The 19,514-nt window shown below is 63.7% G+C and carries 18 protein-coding genes; 5 read left to right on the forward strand and 13 right to left on the reverse strand.

Annotation, left to right across the window (positions count from 1 at the left end):
- Positions 1–10 precede the first annotated feature (10 nt).
- The 4 genes from B5G34_RS05605 to B5G34_RS05620 are packed head-to-tail and all read right to left on the reverse strand — an operon-like array spanning position 11 to position 5,170.
- A complete protein-coding gene (locus tag B5G34_RS05605; RefSeq protein ID WP_242956864.1) occupies positions 11–1,360 on the reverse strand; it encodes an aminotransferase class V-fold PLP-dependent enzyme in 1,350 nt (449 codons plus the stop codon).
- Between the two features lie 26 nt (positions 1,361–1,386).
- A complete protein-coding gene (gene mnmA / locus B5G34_RS05610; RefSeq protein WP_087335052.1) occupies positions 1,387–2,400 on the reverse strand; it encodes a tRNA 2-thiouridine(34) synthase MnmA in 1,014 nt (337 codons plus the stop codon).
- A gap of 9 nt (positions 2,401–2,409) precedes the next feature.
- Positions 2,410–4,218 carry a tRNA uridine-5-carboxymethylaminomethyl(34) synthesis enzyme MnmG gene (mnmG, locus tag B5G34_RS05615; RefSeq protein WP_087335053.1) on the reverse strand — a complete coding sequence of 603 codons (1,809 nt, stop codon included), beginning with the start codon at positions 4,216–4,218 and terminating at the stop codon, positions 2,410–2,412.
- A 58-nt stretch (positions 4,219–4,276) separates the two neighbouring features.
- Positions 4,277–5,170, reverse strand: a complete 894-nt coding sequence (locus B5G34_RS05620) for a YegS/Rv2252/BmrU family lipid kinase (RefSeq protein ID WP_087335055.1) — start codon at positions 5,168–5,170, stop codon at positions 4,277–4,279.
- Positions 5,171–5,382: 212 nt separating this feature from the next.
- Between B5G34_RS05620 and B5G34_RS05625 the strand changes: the two genes are divergently transcribed.
- Together B5G34_RS05625 and B5G34_RS05630 are read left to right on the forward strand one after the other, a co-directional pair.
- Positions 5,383–6,096, forward strand: a complete 714-nt coding sequence (locus B5G34_RS05625) for an AzlC family ABC transporter permease (RefSeq protein WP_087335057.1) — start codon at positions 5,383–5,385, stop codon at positions 6,094–6,096.
- A complete protein-coding gene (locus B5G34_RS05630) occupies positions 6,090–6,422 on the forward strand; it encodes an AzlD domain-containing protein (RefSeq protein WP_087335060.1) in 333 nt (110 codons plus the stop codon). The genes B5G34_RS05625 and B5G34_RS05630 overlap by 7 nt, the downstream gene beginning before the upstream one ends.
- Positions 6,423–6,633: 211 nt before the next feature.
- Here the strand turns inward: B5G34_RS05630 and B5G34_RS05635 are convergent, their stop codons facing one another.
- Positions 6,634–7,884 carry a pitrilysin family protein gene (locus B5G34_RS05635; protein WP_087335061.1) on the reverse strand — a complete coding sequence of 417 codons (1,251 nt, stop codon included), beginning with the start codon at positions 7,882–7,884 and terminating at the stop codon, positions 6,634–6,636.
- Between the two features lie 470 nt (positions 7,885–8,354).
- Between B5G34_RS05635 and B5G34_RS05640 the strand changes: the two genes are divergently transcribed.
- Positions 8,355–8,882 (forward strand): nitroreductase, encoded by a 528-nt coding sequence (locus B5G34_RS05640; protein ID WP_087335063.1) that lies wholly within the window; start codon positions 8,355–8,357, stop codon positions 8,880–8,882.
- A gap of 58 nt (positions 8,883–8,940) precedes the next feature.
- Here B5G34_RS05640 and B5G34_RS18890 read toward each other — a convergent pair whose 3' ends face one another.
- Complete coding sequence (locus B5G34_RS18890) at positions 8,941–9,852, reverse strand: hypothetical protein (RefSeq protein ID WP_204245913.1); 912 nt, start codon at positions 9,850–9,852, stop codon at positions 8,941–8,943.
- A 103-nt stretch (positions 9,853–9,955) separates the two neighbouring features.
- A complete protein-coding gene (locus B5G34_RS05650; RefSeq protein WP_087335064.1) occupies positions 9,956–11,044 on the reverse strand; it encodes a PTS sugar transporter subunit IIC in 1,089 nt (362 codons plus the stop codon).
- Between the two features lie 152 nt (positions 11,045–11,196).
- Here B5G34_RS05650 and B5G34_RS05655 point away from each other — a divergent pair, with 152 nt between their 5' ends.
- On the forward strand, positions 11,197–12,630 hold the full coding sequence (locus B5G34_RS05655; protein WP_162609425.1) for a M20/M25/M40 family metallo-hydrolase: 1,434 nt from the start codon (positions 11,197–11,199) through the stop codon (positions 12,628–12,630).
- On the opposite strand, the gene B5G34_RS05660 is transcribed toward B5G34_RS05655, so the two are convergent.
- From B5G34_RS05660 to B5G34_RS05685, 6 genes are all read right to left on the reverse strand, one after another.
- On the reverse strand, positions 12,623–12,868 hold the full coding sequence (locus B5G34_RS05660; RefSeq protein ID WP_087267740.1) for an RNA-binding S4 domain-containing protein: 246 nt from the start codon (positions 12,866–12,868) through the stop codon (positions 12,623–12,625). The genes B5G34_RS05655 and B5G34_RS05660 overlap by 8 nt on opposite strands.
- A 79-nt stretch (positions 12,869–12,947) precedes the next feature.
- On the reverse strand, positions 12,948–13,223 hold the full coding sequence (locus B5G34_RS05665; protein ID WP_087335068.1) for an HU family DNA-binding protein: 276 nt from the start codon (positions 13,221–13,223) through the stop codon (positions 12,948–12,950).
- 59 nt (positions 13,224–13,282) lie between these two features.
- The gene (gene mazG, locus B5G34_RS05670; protein ID WP_087335071.1) at positions 13,283–14,071 is read right to left on the reverse strand and encodes a nucleoside triphosphate pyrophosphohydrolase; all 789 of its coding nucleotides are present in this window, start codon (positions 14,069–14,071) and stop codon (positions 13,283–13,285) included.
- Between the two features lie 37 nt (positions 14,072–14,108).
- Positions 14,109–15,869: a polysaccharide biosynthesis protein gene (locus B5G34_RS05675; protein WP_242956866.1), complete on the reverse strand. Its 1,761-nt coding sequence runs from the start codon at positions 15,867–15,869 to the stop codon at positions 14,109–14,111.
- Between the two features lie 12 nt (positions 15,870–15,881).
- Positions 15,882–17,183 carry an amidohydrolase gene (locus B5G34_RS05680; RefSeq protein WP_087335073.1) on the reverse strand — a complete coding sequence of 434 codons (1,302 nt, stop codon included), beginning with the start codon at positions 17,181–17,183 and terminating at the stop codon, positions 15,882–15,884.
- A 51-nt stretch (positions 17,184–17,234) separates the two neighbouring features.
- Positions 17,235–18,062 carry a purine-nucleoside phosphorylase gene (locus B5G34_RS05685; RefSeq protein WP_087335075.1) on the reverse strand — a complete coding sequence of 276 codons (828 nt, stop codon included), beginning with the start codon at positions 18,060–18,062 and terminating at the stop codon, positions 17,235–17,237.
- A gap of 193 nt (positions 18,063–18,255) precedes the next feature.
- On the opposite strand from B5G34_RS05685, the gene B5G34_RS05690 reads away from it, so the two are divergent.
- Positions 18,256–19,506: a putative DNA modification/repair radical SAM protein gene (locus B5G34_RS05690; protein WP_087335077.1), complete on the forward strand. Its 1,251-nt coding sequence runs from the start codon at positions 18,256–18,258 to the stop codon at positions 19,504–19,506.
- The last annotated feature ends 8 nt before the right edge of the window (positions 19,507–19,514 follow it).

A 19,514-nucleotide genomic window follows, 5' to 3' on the forward strand; every position in this document is an offset into this window, starting at 1 on the left:
TCCCTCCTGCTTAAAGATGCCGGGATTCCGGCGCTGGGGCCGCGTCACACAGTACGGCCACAGAAACATCTTCCAGTGTATTATAACCTATTTGTTTCAAATATGCGATACTTTTTTTGTCCAGGCGCTCCCCGGGGGCCACTACAGGCACACCGGGGGGATAAGGGGCCACCTGACAGGCGGCCACCAGCCCCTCCGCCTGCTCCAGGGGCAGGGTGCGCCGGGGGGCAAACAGGGCCTGCCGGGGGGTGAGCACCCGCTCCGGCGGCTCCGGTGGGGCCGGGTAGCCGGGACAGGGCCCCAGCGCCACTTCCTTCAATGCCGTTTCCAGCCGGGCAAAGTCGTCCAGGCTGTCGGCGCAGGTGGGGATGAATACCACATGGCCCCCGTCGGCCATCTCGGGCCAGACGTTTTGTTCCTCCAAAGCCTCCTGCACGGCATAGCCGTCAGAGGCGCACACCACCAGCCGAGTGGGGTCCAGGGGGGCGTCCTTGTCAGTCAGGGCGGGGAAGATCTGCCGCAGCCGGGCCACCTCCTCCGCCGTTTTGCGGTAGGCCGCCCCCCCATGCTCCAGCATATGGGCCCGGCACAGATCCAGTGCGGCCATCATGGGATAGGAGGGGCTGGAGGAGCCGTAGATGGAGGCCGCCCGCCGCAGGTCGGCGTGGGAGAAGGTGCCGTTTGAGAACAGCAGGGCACTTTGCCCCGGGGCAGGCAGGGTCTTGTGGGCGGATACCACCAGCAGGTCGGCGGCGGACAGGCCGTAGTCCCCCAAAAAGGGCAGATGGGCCCCGTGGGCTCCGTCCACCACCAAAACGCCCCCGTGGCGGTGCATGATCTCCGCCAGGGCGGGCAAATCCGACAACACACCGTAATAAGTAGGAGAAGTAATACAGAGCGTCCTGATCTCCGGGTGGGCCTCCAGCTGCTGTTCCACCTCTTCCGGGGAAATGAGCCCGGTGACCCCGGCCTGCTCCATCCAGGGCCGCTGCAAGTACACCGGCTTCAGATCCAGCAGGGCCAGGGCGTTGTAGGCCGAGCGGTGGCTTCCCCGGTCCAGCAGAATGGTGTCCCCCGGCTGGCAGGCCAGGGTAAGGGCAGTCAGCACCCCCTGGGTGGAGCCGCCGGTGAGAAAGAGGCAGCTGTCCATGTGGAATACCTCCGCCCACAGCCCCTCCGCCTCCCCGATGGCCCCGCCTCCGTCAAAGAGGTTGCCGGTGGGAGGCAGCTCAGTGAAGTCGATGGCAGACAGATTGTCCAGCCCCGGCAGGGGCTTGCCCTTGTGGCCGGGCATGTGCATCCGCAGGGGATGTTGGGCGGCAAAGGATGTCAGAGCGTCATACAGCGGTGTGTGTTCCACATGGGTTCCCTCCTTTGTGGATAACATCAGACGGCCCCCTCGATCCAGGCGGAGCCCGCCACGGTGTCCCCTAAATAGAACACCGCCAGCTGGCCTGGGGTTGGGGCCCGAGCGGGGGTCTTCATCTCAATGCGCACGCCCTTTTCATGGGGATAGACCGTGCCCTTCGCCTGGGTGCGGGAGTGGCGCAAACGAATGGTGACCTCCAGAGGGCCGTCCAGCCCCTCCACCCCGATCCAGTTGGGGGAAGAGCAGAATACGGTGGACTTGCCCAGGTCGGAGCCGTCGGAGAGCACCACCTCATGGGTATCCGGCCGCAGGGCGGTGACGAAATACCGGTGGGGGCCGGAGACCCCCAGCCCTCTCCCCTGGCCCAGGGTGTAGTGGTGGACCCCCTTGTGGCGGCCCAGCACCTTGCCCTCCCTGTCCACAAAATTGCCCGCCGGTGTGGAAAAGCCCCGGCGGTCCAGCCAGGCGGCGTAGTCCCCGTCGGGGATGAAGCAGATCTCCATGGAGTCCGGCTTGTCCGCCACGGGAATACCGAAGTTGTGAGCCAGGGCCCTCACCTCGACCTTTTCGTAATTTCCCAGGGGGAAAATCACTCTCTGTAATTGCTCCTTGGTGAGCCGGGCCAGCATATAGGACTGATCGTTGGCGGGACGGCCCTTTTTCAGCACCCCGTTTTCCACATTGGCGTAGTGGCCGGTGGAAACATATCGTGCCCCGATCTGGTCGGCCAGCCGGAAGAGGGCGGGAAATTTCACCGTGGGGTTGCACAGGGCGCAGGGCAGGGGCGTGCGGCCGCACTGATAGGAGGCGGCAAAGGGGGCGCACACCTGCGCCTCCAGCTGGTCCCGGATGTCGGCCACCGCAAAGGGGATGGACAGACGCTGAGCCACCGCGGCGGCGTCGGCCGCCCCGGTGCCTCCCAGGCCGATGTCCAGGTAGAGGCCGGTGACGGCGAAGCCCTGCTCCTTCAGCAGGGTGGCCGCCACGGCGGAGTCCACCCCGCCGGACAGGCCCAGAACGATTTTTTCCATATAAACTCCTTATTTCTCCAAAAAGACCATCAGCACCGCGATGTCCGCCGGGCTGACCCCGGAAATACGGCTGGCCTGGCCCAGGTTCAGGGGCTTGATCTGGTCCAGCTTCTGCCGGGCCTCCAGCCGCAGGCCCTCCATGGACAGGTAGTCCAGATCGGCGGGCAGGGGCCGGTCCTCCATCTTCCGCTGCTCGGCCACCTGCCGCAGCTGCCGGTCGATGTACCCCTGGTATTTCACCGAGATTTCCACCGCCTCGGTGATCTCGGTGGACAACTCCGGCCGGTCCTTATCCACCGCGGCCAGGCTGTCATAGCTGTTTTCCGGCCGGCGCAGCAGGTCCACCAGCCGTCCCTCCGCCGTGCCGGTGTGGGTGAGCCGTTTGATCTCCTTGTCCACGGCGGCGTATTTTGCTTCCACCGCCGCCATTCTCTCGTCGCTGACCAGCCCGATGGCGTGGCCGATGGGGCACAGCCGCCGGTCGGCGTTGTCCTGCCGGTGGAGCAGCCGGTACTCGGTGCGGGAGGTCATCATCCGGTAGGGCTCGTTGGTGCCCTTGGTCACCAGATCGTCAATGAGTACCCCGATGTACCCCTGATCCCGCCGGAGGATCAGGGGGTCCCGGCCCAGCAGCTTCAAAGCGGCATTCACCCCCGCCACAAAGCCCTGAACGGCGGCCTCCTCATAGCCGGAGGAGCCGTTGAACTGGCCCGCGCCGTAGAGGCCCTTTACCTTCTTGTGCTCCAGGGTGGGCAGCAGCTCGGTGGGGTCCACACAGTCGTACTCGATGGCGTAGGCGGGCCGGGTCATCTCGGCCCGCTCCAGACCGGGAATGGTGTGGAGCATCTGGATCTGCACGTCCTCCGGCAGGGAGGAGGAAAAGCCCTGAAGGTAGAGCTCCTCGGTGTTGAGCCCCATGGGCTCCAGAAAGAGCTGGTGGCGCTCCTTGTCGGGGAAGCGGACGATCTTGGTCTCAATGGAGGGGCAGTACCGGGGCCCCACCCCCTCGATGGTGCCGTCATACAGGGGGGAGCGGTCCAGATTGGCCCGGATGATGGCGTGGGTCTGCTCATTGGTGTAGGTCAGCCAGCAGATGGCCTTGTTTTCCGGGGGAACTTTGGTCTCAAAGGAGAAGGGCAGCACCTCCTGGTCCCCCGGCTGGACCTCCAGCTGGGAGAAATCCACGCTGCGGGCGTGGATGCGGGGGGGCGTGCCCGTCTTGAACCGGCGGAGGGTGATTCCCAGCCCTTTCAGGCTGTCGGTGAGGGGGAGGGCGGCGGCCAGCCCGTCGGGGCCGGAGTCCCTTGTCACCTCGCCGATGATGGTGCGGCCCCCCAGGAAGGTGCCCGAGGCCACCACCACCGCACGGACCTTGTACTCCGCGCCGTATACCGTGCGCACGCCGGACACCCGGCCCTCTTGGGTGAGAATGTCGGTGACCTCCGCCTGCTTGACCCACAGGTTAGTCTGCCCCTCCAGGGTGTGTTTCATGACCTCCTGGTAGCGGCGGCGGTCGGCCTGGGCCCGGAGGGACCACACAGCCGGGCCCTTGCCCCGGTTAAGCAGCCGGTACTGGATGCAGGCCTGGTCGGCGGCTCTGGCCATCTCGCCCCCCAGGGCGTCCAGCTCCCGGACCAGATGGCCCTTGCCGGTGCCGCCGATGGCGGGGTTGCAGGGCATATTGCCCACCGCGTCCAGATTGACGGTGAAGCACAGGGTTTTCAATCCCAGCCGGGCGGCGGCCAGGGCGGCCTCAATGCCCGCGTGGCCCGCGCCGATGACGGCAATATCAAAGGTTCCAGCGTCGTAAGTAGTCATAACCGGTCCAAGTCCTTTTATCTAAAATGAAATCATGGGGGGACGGGCGCTACGCCCGTCACGCCCCGTATACGATGGTGATGGCCTGGTGGCAGTTGGACACCTCCACCTCCCGATGGTCGCCGCCGAACTCCCCGTCCAGGGTCCAGGCCAGATCCTGTTCACTGCGGATCTTTGCCCGGCTGGTGCGCAGGCAGGTCACCAGACCCTCCTCGTCGTCGCTGAAGTTGGTCAGGGCCTTTAGGATCCCCTGGAGCTGGAGGATGCTCTGGGGCTGGCGCACCAGCATCACCTCAAAAAGCCCGTCGTCCAGGGCAATGGGCTGGGCGGGGGTGCTCTTGATGCCCGCCACCGACAGGGTGTTGGACACCAGGCCCAGGCAGAAGCTGTCGGTGAGGGTGCCGCCGTCGTATTCCACCGTCATCAGGTGGGGCTGAATGGTGCCCAGCCGGGTCACCGACGGCAGCACATAGGCCATATGGCCCAGCAGGTTCTTGGCCTGCTGGGAGGTGGTGTAGGCCAGGTCGGTGAAGGCCCCAAAGGCGGCCACATAGATAAAATCGGTGTCGTTGAACTTGCCCACATCCACCGGCCGGGGTACCCCCGCCGCCGCCACCGCCGCCAGCTCCTCCAGGGTGCGGGGGAGCTCCAGGTTCTTGGCGAAGTCGTTGGTGGTGCCCGCCGGGATATATCCCACCGTGGGCCGCCCCTCTTTCGGCAGCTCCATCAGGCCGGACACCACCTCGTGGAGGGTGCCGTCCCCGCCGGAGCACACGATACGGTCAAACTCCCCCGCCCGGTCCCGGGCCACCGCCGTGGCGTCCCCCGGTCCCCGGGTGGGGTGGACGGTCACATCCCACTCCCTGGTCAGCTCGTCCAGAATGGGAGACAGACGGCCCCGCAGAGTGCCCTTGCCCGCGTGCAGATTGTAAATGAACAGCAGCTTTTTCATGATCTTCTCTCCTGGTCAAATCAAGCGGTCCACCGGACCTTGTCAAAATACAGTAACCCTTATTATATACCGGTATGGTGGGAAAACACAACTCTTTTGCGCACAATGGGCCCCATTCCCCGGGAAAAAGGAAAATCCCAGCGCCCTCTTGCTTTTCTGCGCTAACGTGTGTAAAATATGGATTTGATTTCAGCACAAAGGAAGTGCGCGCTATGAACCGAAAAGCCCTGTCCGCCGCCTTTCCGGTGACGGTACCGGTGCTGATGGGCTACCTGGCTATCGGCATGGCCTTTGGCTTTATGCTCCAGGCCATCGGCTACAACTTCATCTGGGCCTTTTTCATGTCCCTCACCATCTACGCCGGGTCGGGCCAGTACCTGGGGGTGACATTGCTGTCCACCGCCGCCTCCCTGGGTACGGTGGCCTTCATGACCCTGCTCATCAACTTCCGCCACCTGGTGTACGGCCTGTCCATGCTGGAGAAATTCCGGGGCATGGGCTGGCGGAAGTTTTACATGATCTTCTCCCTCACCGATGAGACCTATGCCCTGCTCTCCTCCGCCCAGGCACCGGTGGGGGTGGACCCCAAAAGCTTCTATTTCGCCATCGCCCTGCTGGACCAGAGCTACTGGATCATCGGGTCGGTGATCGGCGCGGTGGCGGGTGCCCTTATCCCGGTGGACACCACCGGCATCGACTTTGCAATGACCGCTCTCTTTGTGGTCATCGCCGTGGACCAGTGGAAGGCCTACCGCAATCACCTGCCCGCCCTGCTGGGCTTTGGGGTGACCATCGTATTTCTCATCATTCTGGGCCAGATCTTCGGCCAGCAGCAGATGCTTATCGTCTCCCTGGGTGTGATCGTGCTGCTGCTGCTCATTCTGCGGGACAAGCTGGAGGAAAAGGAGGGGAAGGAACCATGCTGACCACTGCCGGAGCCATCGCGGCCATTGCCGTCATGGCCATTGTGACCTTTTTGACCCGTGCCCTTCCCTTCCTGCTCTTTGACCGGGGGAGCGCGCCCCCCAAGCTGATCCTGTATCTGGGCCGGGTGCTTCCCCCCGCCGTCATCGCCATGCTCATCGTCTACTGCCTGCGGGGGGTCTCCTTCGCCCAGGTGGGGGGCTGGGTCCCCCAGCTCATCTCGGTGGCGGCGGTGGTGGTCCTCCACCTGTGGAAGCACAACAACCTGCTGAGCATCTTCGGCGGCACCATTTTGTACATGGTGCTGGTGCAGGCCGTTTTTGTGTAGGACCCTCCCCTGCGGGGCGGTTTTCCACCGGCGGGCCTGCCGGGGGCCAGTCCCGGCTCATGTTTCCGTCTGTCACACCCTTGCTGCCTGAAACCGTTGGGGCACAAGGGATGGAACGAAATACAGAAAGAAGGGGCGCCCCATTGGGGCGCCCCTTCTATTTACCTAAGAAAAGAGTTTTGCACATTATCCACATGGTTTTCCACAATGGTCAGTTCAGCAGGGCCTGGTACTCCTCCGCCTTGCCTACCCGGCCCACGGCGGACAGAGAGGCCTGGGACAGGTCCATCAGCTCCCCGGCCAGGGTGCGCACGTCCTCCCGGGTGACGGCGTCGTAGGCGGCGATGATCTCCTCCTCGTCCAGCACCCGGCCCACCAGCATCTCCCCACGGCCCAGACTGCTCATGTGGGCCTGGGTGGACTCCAGCCCCATAAGGACGTTGGCCTTGGACTGCTCCCGGGCCCGGTCCAGCTCCTCCTGGGTGACCCCGTGGTCGTTGAAGTCCTGGATGACGGACAGAATGGTGTCCAGGGCCTGCCCCTCGGTCTCCCGGCCCAGGGCGGTGTAGATGCCGAAGTAGCCTGTATCTTCATGGCAGGTGCCGTAGGAGTAGATGGAGTAGCACAGCCCCTTGCGCTCCCGCACCTGCTGGAACAGGCGGGAGGACATGCCGCCCCCCAGAATGGAGGAGAGCAGCTGCAGGGTGAACCGCCGGGGGTCGGAGAAGGGCAGCCCCGGGAAGGCCAGGGTCAGGTGATTCTGCTCGATGGCCTTTTTCTTCACCACAATGCCGCTGCGGTAGGCGGCGGGCTTGCTCTTTGCCGCCGGGCGGGGCTCCAGCACCGCAAACCGGGCGGCCAGATCGTCCACGTCGGCCTGGGTGAACCGGCCCGCCAGGGTGACCACAATGGAGTGGGGGCCGTAATGGGTGTCCTTGTACCGGCGCAGCCAGGCCCCGTCCATCCCCTCCAGGGTGGACTTTTTGCCCAGAATGGGCCGGGCCAGGGGGGAGCCCTTGAAGACCGCACCGGCCAGCCGCTCGGCGCACAGGTCCTCCGGGTTGTCCTCGTACATGCCGATCTCCTCTAAAATGACCCCCCGCTCGGTCTCCACGTCGCCGTCGTCAAACCTGGAGTGGAAGAACATATCGCACAGGATGTCGGTTGCTCTGGGCAGGTGGGTGTCCAGCACCCGGGCGTGGAAGCAGGTGCACTCCTTGGTGGTGAAGGCGTTGACCTGCCCGCCGATGGCGTCCATCTCCTCCGCCAGCTGGGCGGCGGTGCGGGTGGCGGTGCCCTTGAAGAGCATGTGCTCAATAAAGTGGGCGGCGCCGTTTTCACCGGCCGCCTCGTGGCGGGAGCCGGTGCCCACCCAGATGCCCAGGCAGGCGGACCGCACGCCGGGCACCTCTTCCGTCAGGATACGCACCCCGTTGGGGAGCGTCCGTTTTTCATAGTTCAAACAGAAGGACCTCACAATCTTTCACATCGGGCGCTCAGCCCCGCAGGGCGATCAGGAGCAGTACCACCCCGGTGATCGCCAGGATCAGCGCCAGGTATCCAATCACTTTCATCTTCATGCCGTGCCGCTCCTCTCCTCAGATTGCCCTATGCAGCATTATATTATAACAACAAGCGGTAAAACCGCTTGTCCGCCGGATATCCGGCGGAAGCCGGCTCTGCCGGCTTTGTCATAGTGTAACAAGCGCAATCTGCCCTTTGCAGTGCAAAGGGCAGGTGCATGAAGTGCACAGCCGCATATCTGCGGCATTTGCGCTTATTATATCATACCTGAAATCGCTTGTCAGCCGAAAAACGAAGGGCCCGGGGGGCGGCCGGAAAATCTGTGAAAAACGCCTGCTTTACGCCGGAGCGGGAAACGGGTATACTGGAATGAGAACGTGCCTGTAAGGCGGAAAGGAAGTTGGAAGTATGAATCAGGAAGCGCTGAAGATGCTGGAGGAGCGCCGCAGCTGCCGGGCCTACAAGCCGGAGCAGATCACCGAGGAGGAGCTGCAGGCTGTGCTCAAGGCGGGCGTCTACGCCCCCACTGCCGGCGGCCGTCAGTCCCCCATCATTGTGGCCGTGCAGGACAAGGAGACGGTGGATACCCTGCGCAAGATGAATGCCGCCATCATGGGCAAGCCGGAGGCCGACCCCTTCTACGGCGCCCCCACGGTGCTGGTGGTGCTGGCGCCTGTGGACAACGCCAACCGGGTGTATGACGGCAGCTGCGTCATGGACAACCTGCTCAACGCCGCCGAGGCCGCCGGTCTGGGCTCCTGCTGGATCCACCGGGCCAGGGAGGAGTTTGAGTCCGCCGAGGGCAAGGCCCTGCTGGAAAAGTGGGGGGTCCACGGGGAGTACGAGGGCGTGGGCCACTGCGTGCTGGGCTACTGGGAGGGCGACAAGCCCGCTCCCGCCCCCCGCAAGGAGAGCTACGTCTATTATGTGCGGTAATTGCCGCGGATAAGCAAAAAGCGCGCCGAAAGGCGCGCTTTTTGTATTTCAGCGGGGATCAGGTCAGGGGGATCTCCACCCCGCAGACCGAGATGGAGGCCAGGTTTTCCACGTCCAGGGGGGTGTCTGGACGGCGGACCAGATGAATCCAGCCGTCCTCCGAGGGGTCGGTGCCGCCGCTGCACCCGCTACAGGCCTGGTCGTCCATCATAGGAATGGCGGTGCCGTCCTTGGTGTAGAGGGTGATTTCCTGACCATCAATGCAGGCCGGATTACCGGCCTCGTCTTTGGGCACCCAGCTGTGGTGGCCCTTAAGGGCCTCCCCCTCAATGCACACATACACACTGAGGGGAGACACAACTACTTCTGTCATGGTGGCGTCCACGTCCAGGGTGTGGACAGGCAGATCGGGCTCCAGCCGAATGGTGTGGTCCGGGTAGTTCAGTGTGGTGCGGAAGGTCCAGGTCGCGCCACAGTCATAGGATCGCTCCCACTCCTTCTCCGTCTCATTCCAAACGGTATTGTGGTAGAGCTTCCCCAAGGTGATCTCCATGGTGCTGCCATTGAAGGATTGCCCTTCTGAGATATAATAAGCAGTAAAGATAAAACTCAGCTGGTTGTCCGTAGGGTCGTGATCCTCCAGCTGCTCATAGCCTCCCGAGCCGCCCATATCCAGGTCCGGGAAGGTGGGAGAACCCCATTCCTCAAAGTGATACCCGTCCGCCCAGTCCAGCACCGTCCCCTCCGGGGCGGTGAGGGTGACCCCCAGGTAGATGGTGTAGTCGTCGGCCATGCAGTCGGTGAGGGTCATGGTCCAGCCGCTTAAGGTGCGCCCGTCGGTCAGCAGCTTGAGCAGCACCTCCTGGCAGATGTCCTTGGCGTCGTCCAGGTCTCCCAGCCAGGTGTAGCCCAGGCGGATGATGGCGTCGGCGTAGCGGTCCACCAGCTCCCTGGCCCGCTGTTCCTCCATGGCCCTCCCTCCTTTCACCCTTATAACAACACAGAAGGGCTCAATCTGTCAAAAAACCCGGCGCGGCCATTGGCCGCGCCGGGTTGCTATATATGGTTGCCGGTCAATCCAGCGTCAAATCTCCCTCTTTGATCCATCCGATTTTCCGGAAGAACAGGCCGAACAGCCAGGTGAGCACCGCCGGGAGCACAAAGCAGATGAGCACCAGCCCCACCCAGTCAAAGGCGGTAATGGCGGCTTTGGCTCCGGTGGCCACGTCGTTGACCCAGCCGGTGTACACCCCGATGGGGCCCACCATGCCGCAGGTGCCCATGCCCGAGGCCACGCCGGAGGCGGGGTCGTTCATTTGCAGGCCGAACAGGCAGGTGGCCATGGGCCCGGTAATGGCGGAGGTGAGGATGGCAGGCAGCCAGATCCTGGGGTTCTTCACGATGTTGCCCATCTGGAGCATGGAGGTGCCCAGACCCTGGCTCACCAGCCCGCCCCACTTGTTTTCCCGGAAGGAGAGCACGGCGAAGCCCACCATGTTGGCGCAGCAGCCCGCCACGGCGGCTCCCCCCGCCAGACCGGTGAGGCCGATGGCGGCGCAGATGGCCGCCGACGAGATGGGCAGGGTGAGGGCAATGCCGATGACCACCGACACCAGCATGCCCATCCAGAAGGGCTGGAGGACGGTGGCCCACTTCACAAAGTCCCCCACAGCGGAGGCCGCCGTGCCGATGGCGGGTGCCCACAGGGCGGACAGCCCCACACCCGCCAGAATGGTCACCAGGGGGGTGACCAGGATGTCAATTTTGGTCTCCTTGGACACCGCCTTGCCCAGCTCAGCGGCGATGACGGCGATGAAGAGCACCGCCAAAGGCCCGCCGGCGCCGCTGGTACCGCTGAGGGTGGTGGAGCCCAGAGCATTGGCGGCGTAGCCCACCGTAGCCAGGGAGAAGAGCACCAGGGGGGGCGCCTGGAGGGCGAAGCCGATGGCCACCGCCATGGCCGCCCCGCTCATGGCGGAGCAGTAGCCCCCCACCTCCACCAGGAAGGCCAGCCCCAGCTGGTCCCCCAGGGTGTCCAGAATGGTGCCGATGAGCAGGGAGCAGAACAGACCCTGAGCCATGGCCCCCAGGGCGTCCACCCCGTACCGCTTGGCGGATATCACAATGTTTTTCCGCTTGAGAAATGTCGATAACTGTCCCATAACCGTTTCCTCTGTTATTAAAGTCATAACAGGTGTCTTGACACCTTAATGCACTATTATACCGGCACAGGAAATTTTGTCAAGGAAAAGATGCCCGGGTTCCGGGAATGTGGTACAATGAAAAAAACGCCAGATCAAAAGGGAGAACGCATATGACAGTATCAGAACGTCTTGGTTCCCGGGCGGACATTACCGCCGGGGTGGTTACTACCTTCCGCACCCTGTCCCGCCATCCCCACCCCTCCTATCACGAGGAGCAGGTGGGAGAGGACTATATGGAGTTCCTTCGAGGCCTGGGCCTCTCCCCTGTCCGGGATGAGGCGGGCAATGTGATGGCGGACTGCCCCGCCACCCCCGGCCGGGAGGGGGAGCCCCTGCTCATCCTCCAGGGCCATATGGACATGGTGTGTGCCGTGGCCCCCGGCAGCGGCTTTGATCCTCTCATCGACCCGGTGACCGTGCTGGAACAGGACGGATTTCTGTGTACCGACCGCCGCTCCTCCCTGGGGGCGGACAACAACCTGGGCAACGCCGCCGCCCTGTGGGTGCTGGAGAGAGGGGTGAGCCACGGCCCCCTGCGGCTGATCTTCACCGTGGGGGAGGAAATGGGCCTGGAGGGGGCCAAGGTGGTGGACCCGGCCTGGCTGGCGGGGGCGGCCTGGCTGCTGAATACCGACGGCTTCCACCTGGGCCGGGCCATCGTGGGCTCCGCCGGAGGACGGCGGGAGTGCTGGACCCGTCCCCTGGATACCTGCCCCGCTCCGGAGGTTGAGGCCTGGAACATCTCCCTCACCGGCGGCACCGGCGGCCACTCGGGGGATGACATCCACCTGGGACGGATCAACCCCATAAAGGTACTGGCCGCCTGGCTGAAAAACCAGCCCACCCTGGCGGTGGCCGATTTTTCCGGCGGCTCCGCCTTCAACGCCATTCCCGCGGCGGCGGAGGCGGTGGTGATGGGCCGGAAGCCCGACCTGAGTGAGCTGGAGCAGGCCCTTCTCCCCTACCGGACCACCGACCCCAACCTGAAGCTGGACCTGTCCCCTGCCGATCGCCCGGAGACGGTATGGACGGCTCACTTCCGCCGGGAGGTGCTGGACCTGCTCACCGCCCTCCGCCACGGGGTGTATGCCATGGACCCCCAGTTCCCCGGTGTGGTGGGGGCCTCGGCCAACCTGGGCGTGGCCCGTCGTGAGGGGGACTGCTTTGCCGTCCGCCTCTTCCTCCGGGCCGCCCGGGAGGAGGACGAGGGGGCCATGGCGGCAGACAACCGGACCCTGGCGGAGGGGGCGGGCTTCGCCCTCACCGTCACCGGCTACCCCGGCTGGCCGGGGGACAAAAACAACCCCCTGGCCCTGGCGCTGGACCGGGTATACCGGGCCCAGACCGGGCGGGGGCTGGAGATCAATATGGTCCATGTGGGGCTGGAGCCCTCGGTGTTCCGGGCCAAGGCCCCGGGGCTGGTGATGGCCTCCACGGGGCCGGATATTCTGGACGCCCACTCGGTGGACGAGCGGGCGCCCCTGGCGGGACTGGCGGATTACGCCCTGTTGCTGGCGGGGCTGCTGGAGGAGCCCCTCAGCTGAGCAGCTCCTTGTACAGGGCGGGGGCGTCGGCCTTGCCCACGTGCTCGGCCACCGACAGTACCTCCACCTTTACGGTGCGCTCGCCGAAGCGCAGCTCCAGCACGTCACCCACCTTCACGTCGTAGCTGGCCTTCACCGGCCGGCCGTTGGCGGTCACCCGCTGGTTGTCGCAGGCCTCGTTGGCTACCGTCCGGCGCTTGATGAGCCGGGAGACTTTCAGCCATTTATCCAGGCGCATAATGAATCCTCCTTGTTATATCTAAAGGAAATATTACAAAAATGCCCGTCCTTCCGGACGGGCATTTTTTATGGGTCAATTACTGAGCCACAGCGTCCTTCAGGGCCTTGCCGGGCTTGAACACGGGCACCTTGGAGGCGGGGATCTTGATGCTCTCCTTGGTCTTGGGGTTACGGCCGGTGCGCTCGGCACGGCACTTCACCTCAAAGGCGCCAAAGCCTACCAGCTGGACCTTGTCGCCCTCGGCCAGGCACTGGGAAATGACTTCGATGGCGGCGTTGAGAGCGGTCTCGGTATCCTTCTTGGACAGGCCGGCCTTCTCGGCGGCCGCGTTGATCAGTTCAGCCTTGTTCATGTTGCTGCTTTCCTCCTGTTTGCTCTGTAGTACTTGTTATTACTTAAGGCGTACCGCCTTTAAGTTTCCTTGGCGTGCTCCCATAGCTTGTCCAGTTCTTCCAGAGTCATGCCCTCCATGGACTGATTCTGGGCGGCGGCCTGGGCCTCCACCTTGCGGAACCGGTCGATGAACTTGTCGGTGGCCTTGCCCAGCGCCACCTCCGGGTCCACCTTCAGGAAGCGGGAGACATTGACGGCGGAGAAGAGCAGGTCCCCCAGCTCCTCCTCCACGTTGGTACCCTGGGCCACGGCGTCCTTCAGCTCGCCCAGCTCCTCGGACAGCTTGTCCAGTGCGCCGGAGATATCCGGCCAGTCGAAGCCCGCCTTTTTGGCCTTCTTCTGCACCTTCTCTGCCCGCCACAGGGCGGGCAGAGAGCGGGCCACGGCGTCCAGGGCGTCGGTGTTGGTGGCCTGGCCCTTTTCCTTGCGCTTGAGCTCCTCCCAGTTGGTGAGCACCTCACCGGTGCCCGATACGCTCACGTCCCCAAACACATGGGGGTGGCGGTAGATGAGCTTTTTGCATACGCCGTCGGCCACGTCGTCCAGATCGAACCGGCCGGCCTCCTGCTCCATGCGGGCGTGGAAGAGCACCTGCAGCAGCACGTCCCCCAGCTCCTCCTTCAGGTGGTCGGGGCTGCGCTCGTCGATGGCCTCCACGGCCTCATAGGCCTCCTCCAGGAAGTTGCGGCGGATAGACTCATGGGTCTGCTCCGCGTCCCAGGGGCAGCCGCCGGGGGCGCGGAGGATGCGTACGATCTCCTCCAGGTCCCGGACGTCATAGGAATCCTTATATTGAAAATCTACCATATTTCAAGGCCTCCTGCAACCTCTTTTTCCAAAAAACTCAGCGAACGCGCAAGAGTTTCGCAATTTTGTCACCCTTGGGCATCATCTCCAGGTCCTCCCTGGACAGCACCCGCAGAGCCACGATGAGGATGACGTAGACCACCACGCCGGCCAGGATGCCGCCGGCGGTAGCCACGGCGTTCATCAGGAAGGAGCCATGGAAGACCTTGGCCAGCAGACCCTGGCAGCCCCAGGCTGCCGCCGCCATGATGAGGGAGGCAATGAGGGGCTTGAAGAACACCACGGTGAGCCGGGGAGGATGGGGCACCATCCGCTTGATGATGAGCAGGTTGAGTACCGACACTACCACAAAGCAGGTCAGGGTGCCGATGGGGGCGCCGTAGATCATAAACTTGGGGTTGCCCACCAGGGTATAGCTGACGATGACCTTGGCTATGCCGCCGATGACCATGGTGATGATGGGCAGGTTGATAATACCGTTGGCCTGGAGGATGGCGGAAGCCACCACCTGGATGCACACAAAGAGGGAGGCGATGCCCAGGATGGACAGCAGGGGTCCGGCGATGCTCTCATCCACGTTGCCCACGGTGAGCAGCTGGATGATGGGGGTGCCCAGGGCGAACAGGCCGAAGCCGCAGGGCAGGGCGATGAGGGCGGATACCCGCATGGCGGACTCGGTGGTGCGCTGGGCGCCCAGACCGTCCCGCCGGGCGATGCAGGCGGACACGCCGGGCACGATGCAGGCGGTCAGGGGAACCATGAGGTTAAAGGGCAGGTTGTAGATGCTCATGGTCTTGCCGTAGATGCCGTACAGTCCCCGGGCGGAGTCCAGAATGGGGTTGAGCTTGGTGTCAGGATTGACCAGCACCTCCGCCTGGAAAGCAGCCAGGTTGTCCTGGAAGATTTCCACTGCCTTGGGGAAGATGTCCAGCACGCTGTTGTTGATGCCGGTGAGCCCGTCCTGAATGGCGGTGAACACACTCTGCAGCTGGCTCTGCACCAGGTTGGTGTCAATAATATTGACGATGGACAGGGTGCAGGAGCTGAGGGTGATGGGGATGGCCAGCTTGAGCAGCCGGGACAGGATCTCCCCCGACCGATCGGGCCTGTCGGAGGTGGGCTTGTAATCCCGCTTGTTGGTGCGGATGTGGTTGATGGCCAGGAAGATCACCGACAGAATGGAGCCGATGGACACGCCCAGCAGAGCGCCGGAGGCGGACAGACGGTTTTTCAGGTCCTCGTCGGGAATGGCGGAATTGAGGATGAGGAAGGCCAGAACCAGGCCCAGGAAGAGCTTGCACAGGGCCTCGATGACCTGGGAAATGCCGGTGGGCACCATGTTCATGTGGCCCTGGGCGTAGCCCCGGAAGGCGGAGCACAGGCAGGTACACAGCACCGCCGGGGACAGGGCCAGCACGGCGAAGACGGCCTTCTCATTCTGCAGCACATACTTGGCCACGATGGGAGAGAACAACGACATGCACACAAAGCTGAGCACGCCCATAAACAAAAAGGCAAAGAAGGCAACCCGGAAGACCCGGGCCTTCTGGTTCTGGCGGCCCAGAGTGTTGCATTCGCTCACCGTCTTGGACAGGGCCACAGGCAGACCCGCCGTGGAGATAGTAAGGAAGAAGGTATAGATGTTATAGGCCCCGTTGAAGTCGCCGTAGGCCTCGTCGGACAGCAGGGCGGTCAGCGGGATCTTGTAGATGGCGCCGATGACCTTGACGATGATGGTGGTCATGGCCAAAAAAGCCGCGGCCCCATAAAAGGTATTTTTTTTCTGCTGGTTTGACAACGGTAGTCCCCCTTAGTTTTTCTGGAACAGCAGGGGCAGGGCGTAGTCCGCGACTTCCCGGCGTACCCGTTCCAGGTCGATGGTGAAAAACTCCCCATCCTTGTATATGACCTTGCCCCGGGCCATATTCATCACCACGTCGGAGCCGTGGGCGGCGTAGGCCAGGTTGGAGATCACGCTGTGGCAGGGGGTGAGGTTGAGATGGGAGAAGTCCACCAGGATCAGGTCGGCATCATAGCCACCCTGGATCACGCCGGTCTGACGGCCCAGGGCGATGCCGCCGTCCCGGGTGGCCATTTTCAGAGCGTCCAGAGGCAGCAGGGCCAGGGGGTCGCAGTTGGCGCCGTTATGGAGAATGGCGGCAAACTTCAGATCGCTGAACAGGTCGGTGCAGTTGTTGGAGGACACGCCGTCGGTGCCCAGGCACACGTTGACCCCCGCCTTCTTCATGGCGGGGATGGGGGCGATGCCGCTGCCCAGCTTCAGGTTGGAGATGGGGTTGTGGATGGCGGAGATCCCCTTCTCGGCCATAATGGCCCAGTCCTCCGGGGTGGTCCACACGCAGTGGGCGGCAATGGCCCGGCCATCCCACACGCCGTAGTCGTTGAGGGTCTGGATGGGGGTCTTGCCGTGGCGGGCGATGCAGGCCTCATGCTCCGCCTTTGTCTCGGAGATGTGGACGTGCATGCCCAGATTGTGCTCCCGGGCATAGTCGGCCATCCACTGCCACAGCTCCTTCCGGGAGGTGTACTCCCCGTGGATGGAGGCGTCGATGCGGATCTGGCCGTCGTTGTAGTTGTGCCACTTCTCGGTGAGCTCCCGCTGGGCCACGCAGTCGCCGTGGGTGGCGGGATCGAAGGTGTCTCCAAAGAGCACGCCGCCGCAGCACAGGTTGGCGCTGATGCCGGCGGAGGCCACCTCCTGGGCGATGATGTCGGTGTGCATATACATGTCGGCAATGGAGGTAACGCCGGAGGAGATCATCTCCGCCAGGCCCAGGGCGGTGCAGGCCCGGACGGCCCGGTCGTCCCAGCGGGCCTCCACCGGGAAGATGTAGTTGTTCAGCCAGTCCTGGAGGTTGTTGCCGTCGCCGTAGCCCCGCATGGCGGTCATGGGCACATGGGTGTGGGCGTTGACAAAGCCGGGCATCAGCACGTTGCCGTGGCCGTCGATCTCCTGGTCAAAGGGGCCCCAGGGCCGCTCGGTGCCCACCGAGCGGATCTTGGTCCCCTCCACCACCACATAGGCGCCCGGCATCACGGTGCCTGCCTCGTCCATCAGCACGGCGGTGCAGTTGTGAATGAGAATGGACATATCTCTTGTCTCCTTTAATTGTTGTAAGAAGGTTTGGATGGCCCGTTTCTCTTACCCGATCTGCTTCAGGCAGGCCAGCACCAGTCTGGAGAACTTGTCCTTGCAGGCCTCGGCGGCATCCAGCACCTCCTGCTCGGAGAGGGGCTGGTTCAAAATACCGGCGGCCATGTTGCTCAGCAGGGTGAAGCCCAGCACCTGCATGCCGCAGTGGCCGGCGGTGATGACCTCGGGGGCGGTGGACATGCCCACCGCGTCCGCCCCGGCGATGCGGGCGAAGCGCACCTCGGCGGGAGTCTCGTACTGGGGGCCGGGGAAGTACATATACACACCCTCCTTCAGGGGGATGCGCAGCTCCTTGGCGGTCTTGCGGGCCAGTTCCTGGAGGGCGGGGGTGTACAGATGGGAGGCGTCGGGGAAGCGGACGCCGAACTCGGGCAGGTTCTCGCCCCGCAGGGGGGACTCCATGAAGAGCTTGATGTGGTCGGTGATGAGCATCAGGTCACCGGCCTTCCAGTTCATGTTGACGCAGCCGGCGGCGTTGGTGACGATGAGGGTGTCGCAGCCCAGCAGCCGCAGCACCCGGACGGCGTAGGCCACCTCCTCATAGGAGTAGCCCTCATAGTGGTGCATCCGGCCCTGCATGACGGCCACGCTCTGGCCCTCCAGGGTGCCGAACACCAGCCGGCCCTTGTGGCCGGGGGCGGTGGAGGCCTTGAAGTGGGGGATCTCCCCGTAGGGCACGGCGATGGCGTTCTCCACAATATCACCCATGTAGCCCAGGCCGGAGCCCAGGATCATGGCCACCTTGGGGGCAAAGGCGCCGATCTTGCTGCGGATGTAGTCGGCGCTCTCCTGATACTGTGCAAAGGTATAGTTCATAAATGATCCTCCTTAACAGCGGATAAACATGAATGGTTTTGTCCTATTAAAGGTTAATCTATTCAATTATACACCTTGTAATAGGAAAAAGCAATGTAGATTGCAGGCCGGTTGGGGGGAACGGAAGTTCCAGAAGCCCCCTCTTGACTGGTACGTTTGTTCGAGTTATAATGGGGCCAAAGGGGGGAGCACGGTGGAGCTGATGGACAAGCTGACCATTCTGGCCGACGGGGCCAAGTATGACGCCGCCTGCACCTCCAGCGGTGTGGACCGGCGGGGCGGCAAGGGTATGGGGAGCACCATGGCCGCCGGGTGCTGCCACTCCTTCTCCGCCGACGGCCGGTGCATCTCCCTGCTGAAGGTGCTCTACACCAACCGCTGTATCTACGACTGCGCCTACTGCGTCAACCGCCGGTCCAACGACCTGCCCAGGACGGCCTTCACCCCCCGGGAGCTGGCCGAGCTCACCATGGGCTTTTACCGGCGCAACTATATTGAGGGTCTGTTTCTCTCTTCGGCGGTATGGGTGAGCCCCGACCGCACCACCGAGGAGATGATAGCCGCCCTCACTCTCCTGCGGCAGGAGTACGGCTTTCACGGCTATATCCATGCCAAGGCCATCCCGGGGGCCGATCCCGCCCTCACCCGGCGGCTGGGGCTGCTGGCCGACCGTCTGTCCGTCAATATCGAGCTGCCCAGCGAGGGGAGCCTGCATAAATTATGCCCCGATAAGGAGAAAAAGGCCATCCTCTCCCCCATGGCCCAGATCCGGGACGGCATCACCCACTCCAAGGGGGAGCTGGTGAAGTACAGGCACGCCCCCCGGTTTGCCCCCGCGGGCCAGTCCACCCAGATGATCATCGGGGCCACCCCCGAGAGCGACAAGCACATTTTGACCCTGACTCAGGCGTTATATGACCAATACAAGCTGAAGCGGGTGTTTTTCTCCGCCTATATGCCGGTGGCCGACAGCCCCCTCCTCCCTGCCCGGCGGGACTTTCAGCCCCCTCTGCTGCGGGAGCACCGGCTGTACCAGGCCGACTGGCTGCTGCGGTTCTACCACTTCCGGGCGGAGGAGCTGCTGGACGATTCCTCCCCCAATTTCGATACCCGGGTGGACCCCAAGTGCGCCTGGGCCCTGGGGCACATGGAGCAGTTTCCGGTGGAGGTGAACCGGGCCGACTACGAGACCCTGCTGCGGGTGCCCGGCATCGGGGTGGTGTCCGCCCGGCGCATCCTCACCGCCCGGCGGGTGGGGCCCCTCACCTTCTCCGGCTTGAAGACGTTGGGGGTGGTGCTGAAACGGGCCCAGTATTTCATCACCTGCGGGGGCAAGATGCTGGAGGGCCTGCGGGTGAGCCCAGACGGGGTGCTCCGCCACCTGGTGGCCCTGGAGAAGCCCGCCCTGGCGGGCTATGAGCCGGAGCAGTTATCGTTATTTTGAAGGTTGAG

The sequence above is a fragment of the Flavonifractor sp. An82 genome (assembly GCF_002159265.1).
Classification (GTDB): Bacteria; Bacillota; Clostridia; order Oscillospirales; family Oscillospiraceae; genus Flavonifractor.